The organism is Rhizobium sp. R635, from assembly GCF_002211285.1.
In the GTDB taxonomy this organism is placed as follows: Bacteria; Pseudomonadota; Alphaproteobacteria; order Rhizobiales; family Rhizobiaceae; genus Rhizobium.
The window spans coordinates 13763-34525 of sequence record NZ_LOKX01000019.1 but is presented as its reverse complement, the minus strand read 5'-3'; the positions used below and the strand labels follow the sequence as shown (position 1 = coordinate 34525).

At 62.1% G+C, this 20763-nt stretch carries 17 protein-coding genes; 11 read left to right on the top strand and 6 right to left on the bottom strand.

The window, feature by feature from the left end; genetic code table 11:
- Positions 1-61: 61 nt before the first annotated feature.
- From ATY78_RS15605 to ATY78_RS15590, 4 genes are all read left to right on the top strand, one after another.
- The gene (locus tag ATY78_RS15605; protein WP_088683222.1) at positions 62-784 is read left to right on the top strand and encodes an antitoxin Xre/MbcA/ParS toxin-binding domain-containing protein; all 723 of its coding nucleotides are present in this window, start codon (positions 62-64) and stop codon (positions 782-784) included.
- Between the two features lie 98 nt (positions 785-882).
- Entirely contained in the window at positions 883-1365 is a 483-nt protein-coding gene (locus tag ATY78_RS15600; RefSeq protein ID WP_245313587.1) for an RES family NAD+ phosphorylase, read from the top strand.
- Positions 1366-1662: 297 nt separating this feature from the next.
- Entirely contained in the window at positions 1663-3699 is a 2037-nt protein-coding gene (locus tag ATY78_RS15595; RefSeq protein WP_088683221.1) for a methyl-accepting chemotaxis protein, read from the top strand.
- Between the two features lie 316 nt (positions 3700-4015).
- Positions 4016-4852: a DUF6030 family protein gene (locus ATY78_RS15590; protein WP_088683220.1), complete on the top strand. Its 837-nt coding sequence runs from the start codon at positions 4016-4018 to the stop codon at positions 4850-4852.
- Between the two features lie 30 nt (positions 4853-4882).
- Here the strand turns inward: ATY78_RS15590 and ATY78_RS15585 are convergent, their stop codons facing one another.
- Complete coding sequence (locus ATY78_RS15585; protein ID WP_088683219.1) at positions 4883-5806, bottom strand: LysR family transcriptional regulator; 924 nt, start codon at positions 5804-5806, stop codon at positions 4883-4885.
- Between the two features lie 122 nt (positions 5807-5928).
- On the opposite strand from ATY78_RS15585, the gene ATY78_RS15580 reads away from it, so the two are divergent.
- Positions 5929-6813 (top strand): alpha/beta fold hydrolase, encoded by an 885-nt coding sequence (locus ATY78_RS15580; RefSeq protein WP_088683218.1) that lies wholly within the window; start codon positions 5929-5931, stop codon positions 6811-6813.
- Here ATY78_RS15580 and ATY78_RS15575 read toward each other — a convergent pair.
- The gene (locus ATY78_RS15575; protein ID WP_088683217.1) at positions 6771-7388 is read right to left on the bottom strand and encodes a TetR/AcrR family transcriptional regulator; all 618 of its coding nucleotides are present in this window, start codon (positions 7386-7388) and stop codon (positions 6771-6773) included. The two genes, ATY78_RS15580 and ATY78_RS15575, sit on opposite strands and share 43 nt — an antisense overlap.
- Before the next feature lie 170 nt (positions 7389-7558).
- Here ATY78_RS15575 and ATY78_RS15570 point away from each other — a divergent pair, with 170 nt between their 5' ends.
- Positions 7559-10015, top strand: a complete 2457-nt coding sequence (locus tag ATY78_RS15570; protein WP_088683216.1) for a glycoside hydrolase family 3 C-terminal domain-containing protein — start codon at positions 7559-7561, stop codon at positions 10013-10015.
- A 253-nt stretch (positions 10016-10268) separates the two neighbouring features.
- Positions 10269-11228 (top strand): hypothetical protein, encoded by a 960-nt coding sequence (locus ATY78_RS15565; RefSeq protein ID WP_088683215.1) that lies wholly within the window; start codon positions 10269-10271, stop codon positions 11226-11228.
- A 5-nt stretch (positions 11229-11233) separates the two neighbouring features.
- Here the strand turns inward: ATY78_RS15565 and ATY78_RS15560 are convergent, their stop codons facing one another.
- Positions 11234-13012, bottom strand: coding sequence for a hypothetical protein (locus tag ATY78_RS15560; RefSeq protein WP_088683214.1), 1779 nt, complete (start codon positions 13010-13012; stop codon positions 11234-11236).
- A 275-nt stretch (positions 13013-13287) separates the two neighbouring features.
- Between ATY78_RS15560 and ATY78_RS15555 the strand changes: the two genes are divergently transcribed.
- Entirely contained in the window at positions 13288-13524 is a 237-nt protein-coding gene (locus ATY78_RS15555) for a hypothetical protein (protein ID WP_088683213.1), read from the top strand.
- A 12-nt stretch (positions 13525-13536) separates the two neighbouring features.
- Here the strand turns inward: ATY78_RS15555 and ATY78_RS15550 are convergent, their stop codons facing one another.
- The 3 genes from ATY78_RS15550 to ATY78_RS15540 form a co-directional block, all read right to left on the bottom strand.
- A complete protein-coding gene (locus ATY78_RS15550; RefSeq protein WP_088683255.1) occupies positions 13537-14685 on the bottom strand; it encodes an AI-2E family transporter in 1149 nt (382 codons plus the stop codon).
- An 81-nt stretch (positions 14686-14766) separates the two neighbouring features.
- Positions 14767-15609 (bottom strand): polyphosphate kinase 2, encoded by an 843-nt coding sequence (gene ppk2 / locus ATY78_RS15545; protein WP_088683212.1) that lies wholly within the window; start codon positions 15607-15609, stop codon positions 14767-14769.
- Between the two features lie 20 nt (positions 15610-15629).
- Positions 15630-17348 (bottom strand): SulP family inorganic anion transporter, encoded by a 1719-nt coding sequence (locus tag ATY78_RS15540; RefSeq protein ID WP_088683211.1) that lies wholly within the window; start codon positions 17346-17348, stop codon positions 15630-15632.
- Between the two features lie 513 nt (positions 17349-17861).
- On the opposite strand from ATY78_RS15540, the gene ATY78_RS15535 reads away from it, so the two are divergent.
- The 3 genes from ATY78_RS15535 to ATY78_RS15525 are packed head-to-tail and all read left to right on the top strand — an operon-like array spanning position 17862 to position 20586.
- Positions 17862-18176, top strand: coding sequence for a hypothetical protein (locus ATY78_RS15535; protein ID WP_088683210.1), 315 nt, complete (start codon positions 17862-17864; stop codon positions 18174-18176).
- Between the two features lie 38 nt (positions 18177-18214).
- A complete protein-coding gene (locus tag ATY78_RS15530; protein ID WP_088683254.1) occupies positions 18215-19618 on the top strand; it encodes a DUF3300 domain-containing protein in 1404 nt (467 codons plus the stop codon).
- A 29-nt stretch (positions 19619-19647) separates the two neighbouring features.
- The gene (locus ATY78_RS15525; RefSeq protein ID WP_088683209.1) at positions 19648-20586 is read left to right on the top strand and encodes a DUF2950 family protein; all 939 of its coding nucleotides are present in this window, start codon (positions 19648-19650) and stop codon (positions 20584-20586) included.
- The last annotated feature ends 177 nt before the right edge of the window (positions 20587-20763 follow it).

The following is a 20763-nucleotide window of genomic DNA, read 5'->3' as shown; positions in this document are numbered from 1 at the left end:
AAACTGGACAAATTGGCCATTTGAGACTATATCAGTTCCAGGTAAGAACGGAGATGGTTTCATGGCTGGTTCCCAGATGCAGCTTGGCCGCGCTCGTCAGGCTGAGGTCGCCGATCGCGTTGCCGCCAAAGTCGCCGACGTGCTGAAAGCCGATGCCACGTTCGAGTCCGGCTCGGTTGCCTTGTCCGCCAGAATTGCGGGAGCGGCGGCTGCGGCCATTGTCGATCTTCCCGTCAGCGCGCGCCGCGAACTCAGCAGGCGCCAGGGCGAATTGGCCCGGCGCATTCGTGGCCTTGTGGAGGCTTTCAGCGATGCGCCGGATGGCGGCAAGATCGCGCTTGAGATTCCCCAAGCCGTAGAACCCTCCAGCGGCGAGGGGCTTGGGAAGATCGTCACTGCGGAGGAGGGCGAGCGATTGCTGGGCGACCTTGCGGTCGCCCGCAGGCTCGAGGATTGGGCCGGGCCGGTTGCCGGCGCAAGCGAACTCCAGCGCGATTTCGGAATTGCCCGCTCCACCCTCAATCGCTGGCAGCATGCCGGCGAGGTCATCGCATTGCTGAAGGGAACGAAGAAGCACGTCTATCCGATCGAACAATTCATCGACGGACGTCCCGCAAAAGGCATAGGAGCGATCGGCTCTCTCGTGCCCAATCAGCGGGTCGCATGGCTGTGGCTCTGCCAGCCGAATCCGATGCTCGGCGGGCGCAGGCCCATAGACCTTCTGAAACAGGATCGTGCGGACGAGGTCATCGACGCGGCTCAGACCTATTTCGCCGCGCAATGACGCTCGACAAATCAGTTCTGCAACGCCTCGCCGTCCGCGCCGATATGACCGGCTATGTCAGGATCATTGCGCGCGCCCATGCGGCGACGCCGTTGGGCATGGGCTTCGGCAAGACGCGTTTTTCAAGCCCCAAGGATAAGTTCCGGCTGCTCTATCTCGCTCAGGATCCCATGACGGCGGTGGCGGAAACGATTATTCGCGACCGGTTTCAGGGCAAGGCCGAGCGATTGATCCTGCGGGAGGAATTCGACCGCTATTCGATCGCGGCTGTGCGAAATCCCAATCCGCTTTTCCTGCTCGACCTGCGCTACGAAGGGGCAAACCTGCTCGGGGTTGCGACGGATGCCGTTCGGGCAAGGGCGCAGACGAGCGGACGCCGGCTCAGCCAGGAAATCTACGATCGCACCGATTTCGACGGCATCCTCTACATGTCCCGGATCACCAACAAGCAATGCGTTGCCGTCTATGACCGTGCCACGGCGAGCCTCGATGCCGATGGTCCCGCATTGGATCTCATCCGTTTGTCCGCACTTGTGCCCATACTGGATACCTTGCATGTTACCGTTGTAGACGGGAATTGATGTCCAATCGATGAGAAGAGGCTTTCGGCAACACGGAAGAGCGACCGCCAGCCATATCCACTTCCAGCAATCACTATCCCAATTGCGCATCCAAGTTGCGGGCGCGGGAAAAGTGAACTTTTTATTAGATTTTTATTGATCTGTTAGCCGGCTCAGGCATGGCAAAACCGTTCTCCCTCAACGGTAAGGTGATCTCGAAAAGCCGGCCGCAGATGTTTCGGTCGAATGATGTCGGCCGCCTATTCGTAGCCAGCCGGGGATATGAAGACTCCTGTTGCCGCCAAGCAGGAACTATACATGCCCGCAAGCATCTTTTCGCGCATCAGCATCAAATTGGCCACGCTTTCCGGCATCGGTATCTTCCTGGTGGCAGTCATGCTCCTGACCACCTGGCAGGGCGGTCAACACGTCCGCGAACGTGCAAAATATCAGGAAGGTCAGTTGATCGTTTCGCGCGATCTGGTCGATGCCAAGGCTTCACTGCGCGGCCTGCAGGTGGGTGTGCGCGATCTGCGTCTCGCCAAATCCACCGATGACATTGCCAAGGCGACTGACTATATCGCCGCGCGCCATCAATCGGCTATGAAGTACCTCGATGATGCCATGGCTGGGCTGCGTATGCAGGTCAACCGGGATCGGATCGTCAAGCTCAAAGCGCTGAGCGATAGTCTCTTTGCAGCGACCGGCGATATGGCCGAAATCATCAAGGGAAAGCTTGCCCTCAAAGCCGGTGACACTTCTCTCGATGCAAAGGAGAACGACGCACAGGCAAAACTGCTGGCAGTTTCGGGTGACGCGTCCAAGCTGATCGATGAAGGCGTGGAAGCAGTAAAGACGATGGCTGCCAAGGCTGAGGAGGAGGCGAATGCCGCAGCGGCTCTCGTTCTCTACCTCAATCTCGGCATCGGCTTGCTCACCATCATCACGCTGATCGCCGCCGCTGTGTTCGGCGCTCGGACGATTGCAAAGCCGATCAGCGAGATCACCGAAAGCATGAGCGACCTTGCAAAAGGCAATCTCGACGCCGGCATCCCCTTCGCCAGGAGGCGCGACGAAATCGGCCAGATGGCCCGTGCCGTTGAGATCTTCAAGCAGAACGGCATCAAGGTTCGCGAACTCGACGCCGCCGGCGCGGGCAAGCGCGCGAAGGTCGTCGAAATGCAAAGGAACGTCGATGCCGTCATCACCGCGGCTGTTGCTGGCGACTTCACGCACCGCGCCGTCGCGGAATATGGCTACGAGGATCTCAATCAATTCGCATCCGGCGTCAATGAACTCGTCGCCGCAGTCGATCGCGGTATTGCCGAGACCTGCCGCGTGATTGCCGCACTCGCCGATGGCGACCTGGGCGAAAACATGAAGGGCGAATTCCAGGGCGCCTTCGGCGCGCTCAAGGAAAACGTCGATACGACGATGAGCAACCTGCGCTCGGTGCTCGGTGAGGTGCGCGCGGCCGTCGACATCATCAATGGCGGCGCCGGCGAGATGCGGACCGCCTCCGGCGATCTGTCGCAGCGCACCGAGCAGCAGGCGGCCTCGCTCGAGGAAACCTCCTCGGCGCTCGAAGAGATTACCGTCGCGGTGAAGCATTCGACCGAGCGCGCATCGGAAGCCAGCCATATGGTGGACGAGGCGAAGAGAAGCACCGGGCAGTCGAGCGCCGTCGTCAGCCAGGCCGTTTCGGCCATGGGGCGGATCGAGCAGGCCTCGGGCGAAATCGGCAAGATCATCAGCGTCATCGACGAGATCGCCTTCCAGACCAATCTTCTGGCGCTCAATGCCGGTGTCGAGGCGGCGCGCGCCGGCGAGGCCGGCAAGGGTTTTGCCGTCGTCGCCCAGGAGGTGCGCGAACTGGCGCAGCGTTCGGCCAATGCGGCCAAGGATATCAAGGTGCTGATCAACCGCTCCAGCGAAGAAGTCCATACCGGCGTGAAGCTGGTGACGGCGACCGGCGAAGCGCTGGGCGACATCCAGGGCCAGGTCGTCAAGATCGACGAGCATGTACGCTCGATCGCCACGGCCGCACGCGAGCAGTCGACCGGGCTTTCCGAAGTCTCGACCGCCGTCAACCAGATGGATCAGATGACGCAGCAGAACGCGGCGATGGTGGAGGAATCGACGGCGGCGGCAAACCGGCTGGCGGAGGAGGCTGCAAATCTCGCCCGCCTGATTGCCCGCTTCAAGCTCGATGCCGCCCAGACGGCGCCGCGCGCCATCACATCGCAAAGCCGCCCGGCACCCTCGCCGGCGCGCGCCCTCGGCCGCAAACTCGCCGGCGCCTTCGGCTCGAAAGCAGCAACGGCGGCTGCCGCATCGTCGTGGGAGGAGTTCTGAGGAGAGGCGGCCGCGAAGACGGATCAGCGCGACAGACTGGCATCCCGGGGAAAAACCTCGGGTTGTCGACTCCCTACTCCGAGGTTCTTGCTTGACGGCTAATATACTCGACATCAGAATCGCGGGTGTCGAAGATGAGTCGAGTGCACCCGCTTTCACATCGTAGCTCGCCTCAGAAGGATGCGCCGCAGGGGGCTGATTGGCCGTGCGCCGACCAATGCCGTTGGTCGCAGGTTTGCGAGGTGACGCCGTGGGTAAAGTGTTGTCAGCAGTCGGCCTTCCTCGTGGCAGCCCACCCTGGAAGTGGAAGTTCTCATTGCAGAACAGCCGTCGCTGGCTGTTTTGGCCGGCGCTTTTCATCTTCGTTCTGCTCTTCGCAGGCATCGCTGTCTTTTATCGTGAGATCCGTCACTCCGATGCTTCGGTTGGAGCCTTTGAGGATCGGGCTGTCGACAAGACTGCCCGATCACCTGACATAGCCGTCCGCGCCGATCCGCCTGCTCCTTTGCCTCTTCCGCCGATATCCATATCGCGGCATCTGATCGAGCTGCCGAAGCTCGATTTGGCAAGTCAGTTTCTGCGGGTGTGGCTGGTCCCCGGCGCCAATATTTGCGGCGCGCTTCGAGAGGCCGGCATCGAGGTGAGCGAGTGGAAGGCCGCATCGATGCGCAATCGCGATTATGAATGTTATTTCCAGCGCATCTACGAACGAGATGAGGTGCGGCCGCTCAGTTCGACATTCCTCAGGGTTCGCGGAAACGAAATGGGCGATATCGTCGAGATCCGCGCCAAGATCGTCGGGCCGAAGGTGGATGCCGAGGGGCGCCTCGCCCCTGATGTCCTGCGCATTTTCGAGATCATCGTGAAGCACGCGTGCTGGCGTGATTTTGAAGATACGCTTGCATCGATCCGAAGCCTTCGCCATGTCGAAACGGAACGGTTCGGCTCTTATCTCAGCTTCACGCGCGAAGCCGGCAGCGAAAACAGCTTTAATTTTGCCCTTGGCCTCAGGGCGGCTCCAGGTTCGCAGGCAAGAACCAGGGCGTATTTTTCGGCAGACCGCTGGCTGGCGCCGGCAGATTCCCGCATCCCGCAAACATCATCCGCTTCGACCGCATCGGCAGGTCCGAGATCAAGCTGGAACTGTGGCTGAGCGTCAACGCCTCCAGCGTTATGAGCAAGATCAGCGCGACAGGCTGGCCGCGGGCCGAAAGGCGTCGGGCCGGGCGGCGCAGTTTTCGACGACGAAATCCACGAAAGCGCGGACCTTCCGCGAAAGCTGGCGGTTCGACGGCCAGACGAGCGAGAGCGAGCCGAAGGGCACCATGAAGGCGGTGAGGACGGGGATGAGCGACCCTGCCCGCAGGGCGGATTGCGCGACATAAACGGGCAGGTGGGCGAGGCCCAAACCATCCTGTGCTGCCCGCAGCCCCGCATCCGTGTTGTTGAATGTCAGGCTTTTCGGCAGAAGCAGCCGCTCGTACGGCGCGCTGAATGCCCAGGGCGCGACGCGGCCGCTGGAGGGGTATTTGAAGTGAATGCAGGCATGCCTGAAGAGATCGCCCGGCGTCTCAGGCCGTCCATGGCGCTCGAAATAATCGGGACTGCCGCACACGACGAAATGCTGGTCGCCGAGAGGACGGGCGATCAGCCGCGCATCGGCAAGCTCGCCGCTCCGCACCACGACGTCCAGACCCTCCGCAATCAGGTCTATGACCCTGTCTTCGAAATCCACATCCAGTTCGACTTCCGGGAAGCGCTCGGCAAAGGCCGGCAGCATCGGCATCAGCAGATGATGCCCGACGATATGCGGGACGCTGACGCGCAGGCGGCCCCTTGGGCTTTCCCGGCTTTTCGACAGGGTTGCCTCCGCGTCCTGCATATCGTCGATGATGCGCTTGTAGCGCTCGTAGAGGACCACCCCTTCCTCGGTCAGGCTGATGCTGCGGGTCGTGCGGTTGAAGAGCCGCACGCCGAGCCGGCTTTCGAGACGCGCCACCGCTTTGCCGATCGCGGACGGCGAAACGCCGGCAATGCGCGCGGCTCCGACGTAACTCTGCTGTTCAGCCGCATGAACGAAGGCGAAGACGCTCGTGAGACTATCCATGGCAAGATCCGATTGGAGACATTTTGTCCTTTATGTAAGTCCATGCACGGCGATTGATCAACATTGCGTAACAAATATCCTTTGTCTCGGAAAGCAGGACCGGGGATGAAGGAGTGGATGGCATGCGGTACTATGCAAGAGAATTGCCGGAGCATACGGCGAGATATGTCGGAGAGAACGACCTGTTCCTGGAAATCTTCCCCGGGAACGGTGGCCCGGATGAAGCCGGCCGACCGCCTCTGCTCTTTGTCCATGGCGCCTTCACCGGCAGCTGGATGTGGAGCAAATATATCCCGCATTTCATGGCGGCGGGATGGGACTCCTACTGCATCAATCTGCGAGGCCACTACAAAAGCCGGTCGGTCGATTTCACGACGGTCGAATTCGAAGACTATCTGGAAGACATTCGTGAGGCGGTCTCCGCAATCGCCGGGGGATGTGCCGCCGCTCCCATCGTGATCGGATTCAGCATGGGCGGAATCCTCAGCCAGAAACTGGCCGAAAGCCTCGGGATTGCCGGACTGGTGCTGATCGATTCCAGCATCTCCAGGCAAGTGCATGACGAAGTGCCCTATCAGGATCTAGCGCCTGAGGCGCCCGGCCTCGTCGTTCCCGCACCGGTGCGCGACGAGCAATGCAGCGCCGATGAAACACCCGACGATATCGCCTTCCAGCGGAAGTACCTGTCCATGGAATCGGGAAAGGCCTTCGGCGCCTTTTCCTTTCACTTCGGAGCCGAGGGGATTTCCATCGACGGCGGCAAGATCACCTGCCCCAGTCTCGTCATTTCAGCCGTCAATGATGAAGCCGGCGACCGGCGAGGGCAGGCGACGGCCCGGCACATCGGCGGCGAGTATCTCGGTCTTGGGGGCACGACGCATACGGGCTTGTTGGTCGGGCAACGATATCACGAGGCCGTCAGCCGCATCATGATCTGGCTCAGGCGCTTCGATGAAGAGCGAATTCAGCCCTCCAGGCCGAGGCTCGCCAGCAGCCGGCCGACATAGGCTTCCAGGCCGCCGACCATGTCGAAACGATCGGGATCGCGCAGCCAGAGCATCTGCAGGCCGTCCATCACGGCGATCAGTTCGGCGGCCATCGCCTTGCTGTCGATCCTCTTGTCGATCGCGCCATCGGCGATCGCCCGCTCGAAGGTCGCGGCGATATCCTTCTGCATCTCGGTGGCGCGATCCAGAAACCACGCCTTGGCAGGGTGGTCCTTCATCAGGCTTTCGGCGTTCAGGATGGCGAAAGCTCTAATAACCTCGATCATTCCGGCGTTGCGGCGGAAGATTTCGACCATGCCCTTCAGCAGGCCGCGGACATCGGAGCGGTAGTGCCCGATGAAATCGGCGCTATCGAGGTCGCGCTTGGCAAGGATGGCGAGCAGCAGATCGACCTTGGTCGGGAAATGGTGCAGCAGGCCGGGCAGGGACAGGCCGACATCCCGGGCGATATCGCCGATCGCGGCATTCTGGTAGCCGTCCTCGGCAAAGCGCCGCATCGCCGCCGCCAGGATTTCCGCGCGGCGCTCCTCTCCCTTGCGGGAACGGCGCGGTCGTTTTTCCTTCTGTTCTGCCATCGTTTCTCCTGTCGGCCTTTTTAGCGGCGATGCACCGGTCCACAATGCTCCGGCCGATATCCCCTCTGCTCTTTCTTACATCAGCTCCGGCAGCTTGACATCTTAAAAATACCGAGTAATCGGTAGGTTTAACAGGCGCGATGCGCGCGATCTTTGAACGGGAGGTTTGCATGATCGATTCCATTCTCGACAGGATGACGCTCGAAGAGCAGGTCTCCTTGCTGTCAGGTGCCGATTTCTGGACGACCGTTCCCGTCGAGCGTCTCGGCGTGCCGAAGATCAAGGTGACGGACGGGCCGAACGGCGCGCGCGGCGCGGGCTCGCTGGTCGCAGGCGTCAAGGCAACCTGCTTTCCCGTCGCCATCGCGCTCGGCGCCAGCTGGAATCCCGATCTCGTCAGGCAGATGGGGATTGCCCTTGCGCGCCAGGCCAAGAGCAAGGGAGCGGCCGTGCTGCTCGCGCCGACGGTGAATATCCACCGCTCCGGCCTCAACGGCCGCAATTTCGAATGTTATTCCGAAGATCCGATGCTGACATCGGAACTCGCCGTTGCCTATATCGAGGGCGTGCAGGGCGAGGGGATCGCCGCGACGATCAAACACTTCGCCGGCAATGAATCCGAGATCGAGCGGCAGACCATGTCGTCCGACATCGACGAGCGGACGCTGCGCGAAATCTATCTCCCGCCCTTCGAGCAGGCGGTGCGTCGCGCCGGCGTCATGGCCGTCATGTCCTCCTATAACCGGCTCAACGGCACCTATACGAGCGAGCATCACTGGCTGCTGACCAAAGTGCTGCGCGAGGAATGGGGCTTCGACGGCATCGTCATGTCGGACTGGTTCGGTTCGCATTCGACGGCCGAAACGATCAATGCCGGCCTCGATCTCGAAATGCCAGGCCCGGCGCGCGACCGCGGCGAGAAGCTGGTTGCGGCCGTGCGCGAAGGCAAGGTGGAGGCTGCGACGGTGAAGGCTGCGGCGCGGCGCATGCTGCTGCTGCTCGAACGGGTCGGCGCATTCGAGAGCAAACCCGATCTCACGGAGCGGGCGATCGACCTGCCGGAAGACCGGGCGCTGATCCGGCGTCTCGGCGCGGAAGGCGCGGTCCTCCTTAGGAATGACGGCATCCTGCCGCTTGCCAAGACCTCGCTCGACCGGATCGCCGTCATCGGGCCGAATGCGGTGAGCGCACGCGTCATGGGCGGCGGCAGCGCGCAGATCGCGGCGCATTATACGGTGAGCCCGCTCGAAGGCATTCGCGCCGCCCTTTCCAATGCCAACAGCATCAGCCACGCCGTCGGCTGCCGCCATAACCGGCTGATCGATGTGTTCAAGGGAAAGATCACCGTCGAATATTTCAAGGGGCGTGGCTGCAAGGGCAATCCCGTTCATGTCGAGATCGTCGACAAGGGCGAATTCTTCTGGTTCGAGCTGCCGTCGGGCGAACTCGATCCCGCCGATTTCTCGGCCCGGATGGTGATGCAGTATGCGCCGGAGAAGAGCGGCGAACATGTCTTCGGCATGACCAATGCCGGGCTGGCGCGGCTCTTCGTCGATGGTGAGCTCATGGTCGACGGCCATGAGGGCTGGACGCGCGGCGAGAATTATTTCGGCACCGCCAATGACGAACAGCGCGGCACCGTGACGCTCGAAGCGGGCCGGCCTTGCGAAATCACCGTCGAATATGAGCCGTCCACGGCGAGCGAGGAGGGGATCAACCTCATCGCCGTCCGTTTCGGCGTCGAAAAGCCGCTCGGCGAGGCCGATATCGAGGCCGCCGTCGAAACGGCCCGCAATGCCGACGTGGCGCTGCTCTTCGTCGGCCGCGACGGCGAGTGGGATACGGAAGGACTTGACCTGCCCGACATGCGGCTGCCTGGCCGGCAGGAGGAGCTGATCGAGAAGGTCGCCGCCGCTAACGCCAACACAGTGGTCGTGCTGCAAACCGGCGGTCCCATCGAAATGCCCTGGCTCGGCAAGGTCCGCGCCGTGCTGCAAATGTGGTATCCCGGCCAGGAACTCGGCAATGCCGTTGCCGACGTATTGTTCGGCGATGCCGAGCCGGGCGGGCGCCTGCCGCAGACCTTCCCGAAGGCGCTTGCCGACAACTCCGCCATCACGGGCGATCCGTTGGTCTATCCCGGTAGGGACGGGCATGTGCGCTACGGCGAAGGCGTCTTCGTCGGCTACCGCCATCACGATACGCGCGGGGTCGAGCCGCTCTTCCCCTTCGGCTTCGGCCTTGGCTACACGAGTTTCCGCTGGAGCGAGCCGCGGCTCTCGGCACGCGAAATGGGTCCTGAAGGCGTGACCGTCAGGGTCGACGTCACCAATACAGGCGACCGGCCCGGCTCGGAACTGGTGCAGCTCTATGTCAGCTCGCCGAAGGCGAAGGTGGAGCGCCCGGACAAGGAACTGCGCGCCTTCGCCAAGCTCTCGCTGCAACCCGGCGAAACCGGCACCGCCACGCTGAAGATCACCCCGCGCGATCTTACCTATTTCGACATAGAGACCGGCGCCTTCCGAGCAGAAGCGGGGAGCTATCAACTGGTCGTGGCGGCCAATGCGGGAGATATCAGGTCCGTGGTCGAGCTGCCATCGGCGGCGGAGTATGTGCTGCCGAGGTAGTGAGCCACCCCCATCTAATCCGGAAAAGCTCTAAAGCGCGTCGCGATCTTTCAGATTCGCTCCTTGCGCTTTAGGTCCTTGTTTTACGCATGTCGTTGCCGCAAACCCGCTGCACACTTTTGCGCGACATGCTTTAGCCGCGCCGGGATTCGGGAACGCTTACGTATTGCTACGGAAGTCCTGAAGCATCGGCGGGTGTATAAGGCTTTTTCCCCTTGTTGAGCGAATGGGCGATGCGTCGCGGGAGGGCTCGATGGTATCGGATGAGGGAGGAGGAAGCCGTGCACCTCACGACCCCGCAGCCGTCCGCGAGCAGCTCGAGCGTATCCTCGCCAGTCCGGAATTTCATGCTCCCGAGCGCGGCCGGCGTTTCCTGCAATATATCGTCGAGGAGATGCTGGAAGGGCGCAGCGAACAGCTCAAGGCCTATACGATTGCACAGGCGGTTTTCGGACGCGATGCCTCGTTCGACGCGCAGAGCGATCCGGTCGTGCGCATCGAGGCCGGGCGTATTCGCCGCGCGCTCGAACGATATTATCTCGTCAGCGGAAGCAGCGACCCGATCGCGATTACCATCCCCAAAGGGGGCTATTCGCCGCATTTTTTGAGCAGGAAAGACGGTGTGAATCCCGGCGAAGCGGCCGATGTGCAGAACAGCGGCAACAAGCGCGGCAGCCTCGACCGGCCGATCGCCTATCGCGATCTTCTGCTGCCGATCGGCGTGCCCGCCCTGTTCGGCCTGATCGCCGTTCTGGCCATCATCCGCCCGCTGGAGGCCTATCTTTCAACGCCGAAAGTGCCGCCGGCGCCTGCCGCATCGACGCTTGCGAGCAAGGCCAGCATCGTCATCGAGCCTTTCACGGCGCTCGGCGGCACCCGTGAGGGAATGGATTTTGCCAAAGGCCTGGCCGACCAGTTGCTGGCGAAGCTGATGAGGACGGAAAATCTCGTGGTGCTCACGCACGACCGGCCCGGCGCTCAAACGATCGTTCCGGTGTTCAATCTCCAGGGAAGCGTGGTTGTCGAAGGCACCGTCCTTCATCTGCATGTCCGCCTGATCAACGGCGCGGACGGCGCGGTCATATGGGCCAATCAATATGATCGCGAGCTGCGCGGCCGGACCATTCTCGATGTCGAGGACGAGATCGCCATGCAGATCGCGCTGGAGATTTCGAACAGCCGCAGGCAGAGCGCCGCATCGCCCGATCGATGACGACCTTACTTCGCCGGGACCGCGCCGATATCGATCCCCGAGGCGCGCAGTCCGTTCAGGAACCGTTCCTGATCTTCCGGTCGTTGCAGGCGCAGGGAAACCTCCTCGCGGATATCGGTCATCAATGCCGGCGCATGGGTATAAAGCCAATGCTTTTCCAGTTCGGCTTCCGCGGTCTTTCCGGCGGCGCCGAGAATGGACAGCAGCACGAGACGATGGACGGGGTTCGAGCCGAGATCGGACTTTCGCGACCACCGTTCCGCCTGTTCGAGATCGCCTTTCATGAGCGCGCACAGCGCCATGCCGGCCTCATAGTATCCGCTCGGGCCGGCGCCTCTGTTGAGGGCGATCGACAGCAGTTCGCAGCCCGATTGCCATTTCCCGGACAGCGCCAGCCGATAGCCATATTCGCCGGCGACTTCCACATCGCCGGGATTGGCGGCATGGGCTGCCGTGCCGGCCTTCAGGGCCTTGTCGATATCTCCGTGGAAGAAGCCCACCATCATCAGCGCCTGCAGCACCCGGGGATCGCCTGGCGCGAGCGATGCCGCCCGCTCCACCGCCGCGGTCGCCAGTTCGAGCGGCTCGACCGAAGAGGGAGCGCCGAGCTTATGGCGAAACCGCAGCTCGTCGAGATAGACCATCGACAGCAATGCCCAAGACGTCACGTTGTCGGGAAAACGCTGTGTCGCCTTCAGCAGGCATTCCAGTGCGGCGCTGTGGCTTTGCGCGGTCATGGCCTGACGGTAGCTGTAATAGGCGCGGGTACAGGCATAGGCATCCTGGTCGCCATTTTGCGCCGGCCGGGCGATCTTATCCGTCTCGGTTTGAAAGATGGCGCCATAGGGATGTGCGATGGCGCTGGAAATCTGCCGGGAGATATTGCCTTGGATGACGAGTTTGTTCTCGGCATCCAGATCGGCATCGAAGTTCTTGGCCCAGATGACGGCACCGTCCGATTGGCGCACCAGCCTGGCCGCGGCGCGCAACCTGCTTTCGTCGAGCTGGACATTGCCCTGGAGCGCGTAGTCGGCACCGGCGGCACGCTCGCCGCGCAGCGGATCGGCAACCACGACGATGTGGTCGAACCGGGCAAGCTGGCCGATCACGTCGTCCCTCAGCCCGCGCGCTATGTCCGAACCGGGGTCGGCGGAGCCGCTCTCGGCAAAGAACTCGACGACGACTTTCGGCTCGGCGGCCGCAGGCGGCGATGACGCGCTCGGCCGCCCCTGACCAGACAATGCAAATGCAAAGGCCAAGGCGAAAAGAGCAAGGGCCGCGGCTATGACGATTCTGGGGACAGGAACGGCCGAAAGCATCGGAGCGGGCGTCTTTCGACGAGAACCGTCCCGGTCGTCGGGCTCCGCAGCCTGCGTTTCCTCCGGGTCTTCTGGGCCTGCCGGCGGGAGCGGCAGCCCCTGGGCATATTCGAAATGCGGCACATATCCGCCTTTGGGCACGGTGATGATGACCTCGTCCGCGCGGCCCGCGACGAGATAATAACGCTCGAGCGCCTTTCTGATCCGGCCGGCCTCGATCCGGACGACGGGATCATTCTGCGGGTCGAAGGAAGCTTCCCGGCCGAAAACCACGTTTGCTATCGTGAAGGCTTTCAGAAATCCCGATCGGCCGGCGAGCGTCTCGTTGACGACGAATTCGAGAAAGTTCCGCCCACGCTTGGGCGCGTGAAACTCCTCGCTTCCGAGAATTCGCTCGACCTGCCGGCAGATTTCATCAGCTGTCGGCCCAAGACTGCTGAAGGCGTTGACGTTTGCGCTTCTCATGATCGCCCCTACGACAAGTCACGCAACTATCTGAGATAGTTCTAATACATCATAGCGCACGAGCCCACGGTTGCAAGTTTTGCTTTGGAATTGGCATCTAAACCGTGCCGGCGCATCAATTTTCCGAATGGCGAGGCGATTCCGATTGTTCGATACCGCACTAAGTTGCAAATGACGGCTCCCCGTCTGATACTGTTATTGTGACCTCGGGAACAATCCGGCACCTTTCTATTTTCGTATCAGGTGCAGACACGCTTCGAATACGGGGCTAACCCATGAGCCAGGAACGCGGCCGCAGAAAACTGATGTTGCGGCTTCCGGACATCCGCCACCTGCTGGCGGGCATAACCAGCGAGACGCTCGGCGAATTGTTCGAGGCCTACGATCTTGCCGTCGATGCGCTGGATCGGTTCCGGACCCAAAGCCCGAGGGAAGACAAGCTCGTCCAGGAATATGAGGAGCTCTGCCTCGAAATAGAGCAGGAGGTCGTCGTCTACTGTACCAACCGGTAGATCGGCGGAGGATTACCCCGCGCGCCCGGCTTCGGCGTTGAAACCGGGCGCGTGATCCTGTTCGCTTCCCTCCGCGATCGCCGGCGGCCAGGCCCAGGCTCTCAGCAGCTCATAAAAGACGCTGAGCACGACCGGCCCCAGGAAGAGGCCGAGGAGCCCGTGGGAAAGCGTGCCGCCGATGACGCCGATCAGGATCACGGCCATGGGAGTCGAGAGGCCTCTCGCCATCAGGATGGGCTTCAGGATGTTGTCGACGATCGAGATCGGCACCGCAAGGCAGGTAAAGACAAGGGCACTGGCGAACGGCCAGGCGAACCAGGCCCAGATGACGAGGGGCAGGAGCACGAGCGCGGGCCCGAGCTGCATGACGCAGAGCATGAAGACCACGAAGGTCAGCGCTCCGCGCGCCGGGACATCGAAGAAGGCAAAGCACAATCCGCAGAGCAGGGTTTGCAGGAAGGCGACGCCGATGACGCCGCGCGAGACGTTCCGCACAGTGGTTCCCGCCAGCCGGGCAAAACCGACGCCCTTTTCACCCGCGACCCGGCTTGCCAGAACCTGTATCGCCGCCGCCAGGCGCGTCGCCTGGGTGAGAAACACGCCGGAGAGCATGATCGAGACGACGAAACTCAATACGCCGCCACCGATCGAGGCCAGCTTCGTCACGACAACGCCCATGACCTCGCGGATCGGCGCCTGAAACTTCATGATGGTGGAAGCGAGATCGCCGGCAATCCGGTTCCAGGTCTCATGGAGCCGCTCGCCGACGACAGGCCAATCCCGGATGGCGTCGGGCGCCGCGGGCAGCGTGAATTCTCCCGTCCGCAACCTGCCGATCAGCGCCTGCACGGCGTCGGCGAAATTAACCGCGACGAGGGCGAGCGGCGCGATGATCAGGACGAGACAACCGACGACGACGACGATGGCGGCAATCACCGGCCTGTTTCCGATCAGCCGCGAGAGCGCCGCAAACATCGGGAAGAGAGCCACGGCGAGAATGGCCGACCAGATGACGATCAGCGCGAAGGGAGCGATGAGCGTCATCGTCCAATAAGCGAAAAGCCCGATGATGCCCAACCGGACAAGATCGCTCACTCTCGCCTCTATCGAAATCTGACCCGCACCGGTGCCTTGCGCTGTCGTATCGGCTGCCTGCTCCATCGTCGCATCCGCCAGGTTCCAGACCATGCTTTAAAGCGTGTCGTGATCGTAAAACCGCGGCACAGTTTTGCGCGACATCTTCTATGACGTCGTGTCGGGCACGACATGGCGGACGCTGCGATCCTCCACGAAGTCGGACGGCCGCTTCTGGCGTTTTCCGAGATCGGGCTCTTCGAACTTCAGCCGTTCATAGGGGATGGATTGCAGGATGTGCGAGATGCAGTTGATCCGCGCGCGTTTCTTGTCGTCGGAAGGCACGATCCACCATGGCGCATGGTTGCTGTCGGTCATCCGCAGCATCTCGTCGTAGACGCGCGTATAATCCCACCAGCGCTGGTAGGATTCGACGTCCATGGGGCTGAGCTTCCATTGCCGCAGCGGATCGTCGATCCGGCGCCGGAAGCGGCGTTCCTGCTCTTCTTCGCTGACCGTCAGGAAATATTTGAGCAGAATGACGCCGCTTTCGACGATCGCCGCTTCGAAGCGGGGTGCGAGCTCGAGAAAACGCTGCGCTTTCTTTTCGCTGGTGAAGCCCATGACGCGATCGACGCCGGCGCGGTTATACCAGCTGCGGTCGAAGATCACGACTTCGCCGGCTGCCGGCAGATGGGCGATATAACGCTGCATGTAGATCTGCGATTTTTCCCGGTCGGTGGGAGCGGGCAGGGCCACGACGCGGAAAACACGCGGGCTGAGCCTTTCCATGATCCGCTTGATCATGCCTCCCTTGCCGGCGGCGTCGCGCCCCTCGAAGATGATGACGATCCTTGCGCCCGACTTTTTCACCCAGGCCTGAAGATGCGCCAGTTCCACCTGCAGGCGGCCGATCTCCTTGTCGTAATCCCATGATTTCTTTTTCTTTTTATCTTTGCTGCTGCGGCTTGCTTCTACTTCGGCCTGTTTCGGCTCGTAGTTTTCGTCCATGGCTCTCCCTCCTTGTGAAACTAGGATGCAGTGCCGGCGGGGAGGGGGCGGTCGGTCTGGTCGATATCGCCGATCAGCGCCCGCAAGGCTTCTTCCCTGCCGTTGAAAAGATTGTCGGCGCCGATCGTCTTGATGACCCCGGCACGATGGAGAATGGCGCGGCTTTCATCGCTGAGGTCGGCGATCGCGAAGGTGATGTTGCGCTTCGCAAGCAGTTCGGCCACGGCCTCGAGTGCGGTCGCCCCGGTGCTGTCGATATAGGTGATGGCGCTTGCATCGAGCACCAGGCATCTGGTTTCGGCGGGAAGCGCCTTCACGACCGAAATCATCCGCAAGCGCACATAATCGGCGTTGTAAAACAGGATGCTGCCCTGGACCGCAAAGACGGCCGCGCCCTCGATGGGACGGGCTTCCGGAAAACGCTGCATGTCGAAGAAGCCGTGCCGCCCCTCGATGCGGCCGAGAAGGCCGTCGCGCGGAAACATCGTCTGACGCAGGAGATAGGCGAAGGTGGCCGCGATGGCGACGATGACGCCGTTGAGAACGCCGAAGCTGATCGCGCCCCACATGGCGATCAGCGCGAAGATGAATTCGATACGGCTGATGCGCCAGATCTTCCTGAGCTCGTCGACATCGATGAGGCTGATCGCCGCCGTTGCCAGGATGGCCGCCAGCGCCGGGATCGGAAGGATGCGCAGCGCATCGTTCAGGAAAACCAGCGCCGCAACCAGCGTCGCGGCCGAAACCAGCCCTGCAAGCTGGGAAACACCGCCCGCCGACAGGTTTATGGCGGTGCGGGAATCCGACACGCTGATCGGAAACGAACCGAAAAGGCCGGGCGCGATATTGGCGGCGCCAAGTCCGATCAGCTCTTGATTTGCATCGACTTCCTCGCCGGTTCGCGACCCGAAGCTGCGCGCGGCCACGATGCCGGCACCGAAGCTGACGAGAAAGATCGCGGCCGAACCGAGCACGATCTTGTCGAGCGGCATTTGATGAAATGCGGGCAGCGAAAGGGCCGGCAAGCCGCTCGGCAGGTCGCCGACGACGGCGATGCCGTGGCCGCGGAAATCGAAGATCGCCGACAGCACGACCGAGACGACCACCACCAGAACCGGGCCGGGAACCTTCAGATGGAAGGCCCGGACGATCCACAGCAGCGCAAACATGGCAAGGCCGAGGATCAGCGAAGGCCAATGGATCAGGCCGCTCTTGGCGAGCATTTCGACGAGCGGAGCGATCAGTCCGTCGGATTCGATTTTCACGCCCGTGAAGCGGCCGATCTGTCCGACCAGGATCGAAAGCGACACCCCGGCGAAGAACCCGACCAGAATGGGCCGGGACAGGAAGCTCGCGAGAACGCCGAGCCGCAACAGTTTCGCAGCGATGCAGAAGACGCCGACACCGATGGCAAGCGCAGAAGCGATCGCAACCCGGTCGACGGGGGTGCCGGCAGGCATGGCCGCGATGATGGCGCCCATGGCAGCGGCAAGCACCGTCATCGTCGCCGCGTCGGGCCCGACGACCAAGAGCCGCGATGGGCCGAAAATCGCGTAGGCGATCGGCGCCAGGATGCTGGCATAGATGCCGGTCTCCGGCGGCAGGCCGGCGATCGCCGGATAGGCGATGGCGCTCGGCAGGCCGACGGCGGCGACCGACAGCCCGGCGGGGATATCGCTGCGAAGCCAATCCCAGCTGAAACCGCTCAGGCCCCGCAACATCGGAATGCTACCTGTCACCGCTGGCTCCTATGCTCTCACCGTTGGTTCCTCTCGGGGCGCGTCTCGCTGCTTGGCCCGATGACCGGGATCGGCGTCGCCAGGCGTTCGGCAGCGTCCTGATGGTGTGGTTCGTGCGTTGGCGACCGCGTCGCAGGCCATGATGACGACAAGGAAGGCCGGGACGCTCAAGACGAGATAGTCGAAGAACACGGCCGCTCCCTTCCGGCCGGTCTGGCCGAGCCGCTCGATCGCTATCAACAGTCGATATTAGGCCCGTTTCGGCGTTGAGGCTCGTAGCATCGCGTAATCTCTATCGGGTTGCCGGGAGCCACAGCTTCGAGGAGATCTTCTCCGCGCAAGGGCGCAGGAACGCGATCGGCTCGTTTCATGCCATTCCGGCGCTGTGCCGCAAATTCTCCCGGCCCTTCGAAAGCCGGCACCCGTAGGATCGCGTATTTTACGTCAGCCGCCAGTGCGTCTGCTGTATAGTTTTTCACATCTGCTGAGCGCAGTTCGACGGCGGGGGCGGAGATGGCGTCGGGAGAAAAAGGTTCGACATATCTGTCCGCCCTCGAGACGGCTGAGACTTACTTCCCCAACCAGACGCGGCTGATACAGCGGCTTTTCTATGTGAACGAGCCCTTTCATAGCATGTGCGAGGATCTCGCGGATGCCGCACACGCTCTGGCGCAGGTCGAGGGTCTGCCCGAGGCGGTTCGGGAGGCGCGGCGGCTGGAATATGCGGGCCTGGTCGAGGCTCTGCTGAAAGAGATGGGTGAGGCGATCGCCCAGTCGAAAATAGTCATGCTCGGCCGGCCGCCCCTGACCGGTCCGAAGTCTCGATGAAGGCATTCGTATTGTTTGATCCAAGGGAGGTCGATGCGATGAGAGCAATTTCCCGCAAAGCGCTTGCTGGCCAACTCATCACCGGATTGGCGGCTGTGGCGATCATTGCTTTTCAGCCGGCCCTGCCCGCGCGCGCCCAGGCGCCTGCGCCTGCGGCTGCGCCGGCAGCCGCACCAGCCCAGACGAGTGCCGGAGAACCGGCGGCCGCACTTCTTTCCGACGATGAACTGGAAGTGCTCGTGGCGCGCATCGCGCTCTATCCGGACGAACTGGTCGCGGCAATTTCCGCCGCCTCGCTCTTTCCTCTCGAGATCATCGAGGCGCAGCGTTTCCTCGAGGCGAAAAAGAAGAATTCCGACCTCAAGCCGAAAAGCGATTGGGACGGCAGCGTCATTTCGCTGCTCAATTATCCCGACATCGTCAAGATGATGAGCGAGGATCTCGACTGGACCCAATCGCTCGCCGATGCGCTCACCAACCAGCAGAAGGACGTCCTGATCGCCATTCAGCAGCTTCGCGACGAAGCGGTGGAAAAGAACATCATCAAGACGGACGACAAGGTCACTGTCGTCACCGAGAACGACAATATCATCATCCGGCCGACCGATCCCGAGAAGATCTATATCCCGCAATATCCGCCGGAAATGCTCTATGAACCGGGGTATGTTTCGGAGCCGATCTCCTATTATCCCGATTATTACGACAACTATTATTATCCCGGGGCGGGGTTCTTTGCCGCCGCGGTCACCGGGCTGACCTGGGCTGCCATCGTCAACTGGGACGATTGGGGTGTGTGGGGCGGCCGCTGGGACGGCGATATCGACATCGACTGCAACAATTGCCTGAACGACCGCAATTTCAATGGAAAGCTCAAGTGGAACGACGTCGACTGGAGCAATGTCGACCGCAGCAAGTTGAGCATCGGCAAGGACCAGCTCTCGAACTTGGACCGGTCGGCGATCAAATCCGGTCTGCAGGCCGACAATCGCAACCAGTTGCGCAATCGGGCCAACGATATCCAGGCGAGCCAGAGGCCCGGCAATCGCGCCAATTCGGCGCGGGCGGACGATATCCGCAAGAACACGGCGCAGGGGCTGAAGGCCAAGCCTGCGGCCAACAGACCGACCGCGGCCAATCGGCCGGCCGCGTCCCGGCCGGAGGCGCGTCCTCAGAAGGCCGCCAATCGCCCTGCCAAACCCGCTCAAAAGGCTGCCAACAGATCCAATAAGCCGCAGATGGCTGCCAGGCCCGACAATCGCGGACGCCAATCGAGCGCTCTCGGCAGCCCGCAGTCTGGTCGCCGGGAGGCCGTCTCCTCGCAGCGAGGGGCGCAGAGCATGAGCCATCGCCCATCAGCCCGTCCGCCTCAGGCCCGGCCGCGCCCGCAGGGCGGCGGCGGTGGCGGCCGTGGCGGCGGTGGCCGCGGTGGTGGACGGCGTTGAGACCTCTTTCCAGATCAGGGAGCTACATCATGAGACGCCAATCGACCGTCATTCCGCTCATGTTCGCGGCAGCGCTCTGCACGATGCCGGCAACGCCGGCATTCTCGCAAGCGCCGACTAATTTCGCCGAATACAAGGCGGCAGCGCCTTCGCCGAAATTCGACAGCCCGTCGCTTGTGGTCGACAGACTGAAAGCGGTTCTGAGTTCCAACAACATCGACGATCTTGCCGCTCTGCTCGGCCTCAAGGCCGACAAGCTTCGATCCAGCAACGAGGCGATGATCGCTTACGGATTGATCCGCGAGGGCGCGGAGCGGAAGGCGGTTCTGCGGGACGACGGAGATCTCAAGGTCGTTGCGATCGGCGACCGGCTCTGGCCGCTGCCGTTTCCGCTGAGCCAGGACAAGGACGGCAAATGGTTCTTCGATACGCAGCGTGGCCTTGAGGAGATTACCAATCGCCGCATCGGCGAGAACGAGCTCGCCACCATCGACACCATGCATGAATATGTCGTGGCCCAGTATCAGTTCGCATCCGCAGACCGCGACGGCGACGGCATCTATGAGTTCGCAAAGAAGTTGATCAGCAGTCCCGGCAAGCTCGATGGCCTGTACTGGGACCCGAGCGTTTATCCCGAGGAGAGCCCGGCAAGCGGCCTGGTCGAAACGGCCGCCTTCGGCGCCGCCAAACGCGGCGAGGGCTATTTCGGCTATCGCTACCGTATCCTGACATCCCAGGGAGACAATGTCCTTGGCGGCAAGCAAAGCTACGTCGTCAACGGCTATATGACCGCCGGCTTTGCGCTGATCGCCTGGCCGGTCAAATATAGGGTCACAGGCGTGCAGACCTTCATGGTCAACGGGATGAGCGTCATCTATCAGCGCGATCTGGGCCCGGCAACGGAAGAGCGCGCCGCGGCGATCAAGGATTTCAATCCGGATGCGAATTGGACCGTGGTGAGGGATTAGAGCATGTCGCGCAAAAGTGTGCGGCGGTTTGCGATAACGACATGCTTAAAAACAAAGACCTAAAGCGCAAGGAGCGAATCTGAAAGATCGCGACGCGCTTTAGGCCGGCCATCTCGCTCGCCGTTTCGATCCCGGCGAGCGTCAATCCTTGCGGGCGTGGCAATACGCCCGCAGCCG

Bases quoted from the DNA above. Each gene is read 5' to 3' on its own strand.
- ATY78_RS15605 (WP_088683222.1), top strand. From the start codon at position 62: ATGGCTGGTTCCCAGATGCAGCTTGGCCGCGCTCGTCAGGCTGAGGTC.
- ATY78_RS15600 (WP_245313587.1), top strand. From the start codon at position 883: ATGGGCTTCGGCAAGACGCGTTTTTCAAGCCCCAAGGATAAGTTCCGG.
- ATY78_RS15595 (WP_088683221.1), top strand. From the start codon at position 1,663: ATGCCCGCAAGCATCTTTTCGCGCATCAGCATCAAATTGGCCACGCTT.
- ATY78_RS15585 (WP_088683219.1), bottom strand. From the start codon at position 5,806: ATGGATAGTCTCACGAGCGTCTTCGCCTTCGTTCATGCGGCTGAACAG.
- ATY78_RS15580 (WP_088683218.1), top strand. From the start codon at position 5,929: ATGCGGTACTATGCAAGAGAATTGCCGGAGCATACGGCGAGATATGTC.
- ATY78_RS15575 (WP_088683217.1), bottom strand. From the start codon at position 7,388: ATGGCAGAACAGAAGGAAAAACGACCGCGCCGTTCCCGCAAGGGAGAG.
- ATY78_RS15570 (WP_088683216.1), top strand. From the start codon at position 7,559: ATGATCGATTCCATTCTCGACAGGATGACGCTCGAAGAGCAGGTCTCC.
- ATY78_RS15565 (WP_088683215.1), top strand. From the start codon at position 10,269: ATGGTATCGGATGAGGGAGGAGGAAGCCGTGCACCTCACGACCCCGCA.
- ATY78_RS15560 (WP_088683214.1), bottom strand. From the start codon at position 13,012: ATGAGAAGCGCAAACGTCAACGCCTTCAGCAGTCTTGGGCCGACAGCT.
- ATY78_RS15555 (WP_088683213.1), top strand. From the start codon at position 13,288: ATGAGCCAGGAACGCGGCCGCAGAAAACTGATGTTGCGGCTTCCGGAC.
- ATY78_RS15550 (WP_088683255.1), bottom strand. From the start codon at position 14,685: ATGGAGCAGGCAGCCGATACGACAGCGCAAGGCACCGGTGCGGGTCAG.
- ppk2 (WP_088683212.1), bottom strand. From the start codon at position 15,609: ATGGACGAAAACTACGAGCCGAAACAGGCCGAAGTAGAAGCAAGCCGC.
- ATY78_RS15535 (WP_088683210.1), top strand. From the start codon at position 17,862: ATGGCGTCGGGAGAAAAAGGTTCGACATATCTGTCCGCCCTCGAGACG.
- ATY78_RS15530 (WP_088683254.1), top strand. From the start codon at position 18,215: ATGAGAGCAATTTCCCGCAAAGCGCTTGCTGGCCAACTCATCACCGGA.
- ATY78_RS15525 (WP_088683209.1), top strand. From the start codon at position 19,648: ATGAGACGCCAATCGACCGTCATTCCGCTCATGTTCGCGGCAGCGCTC.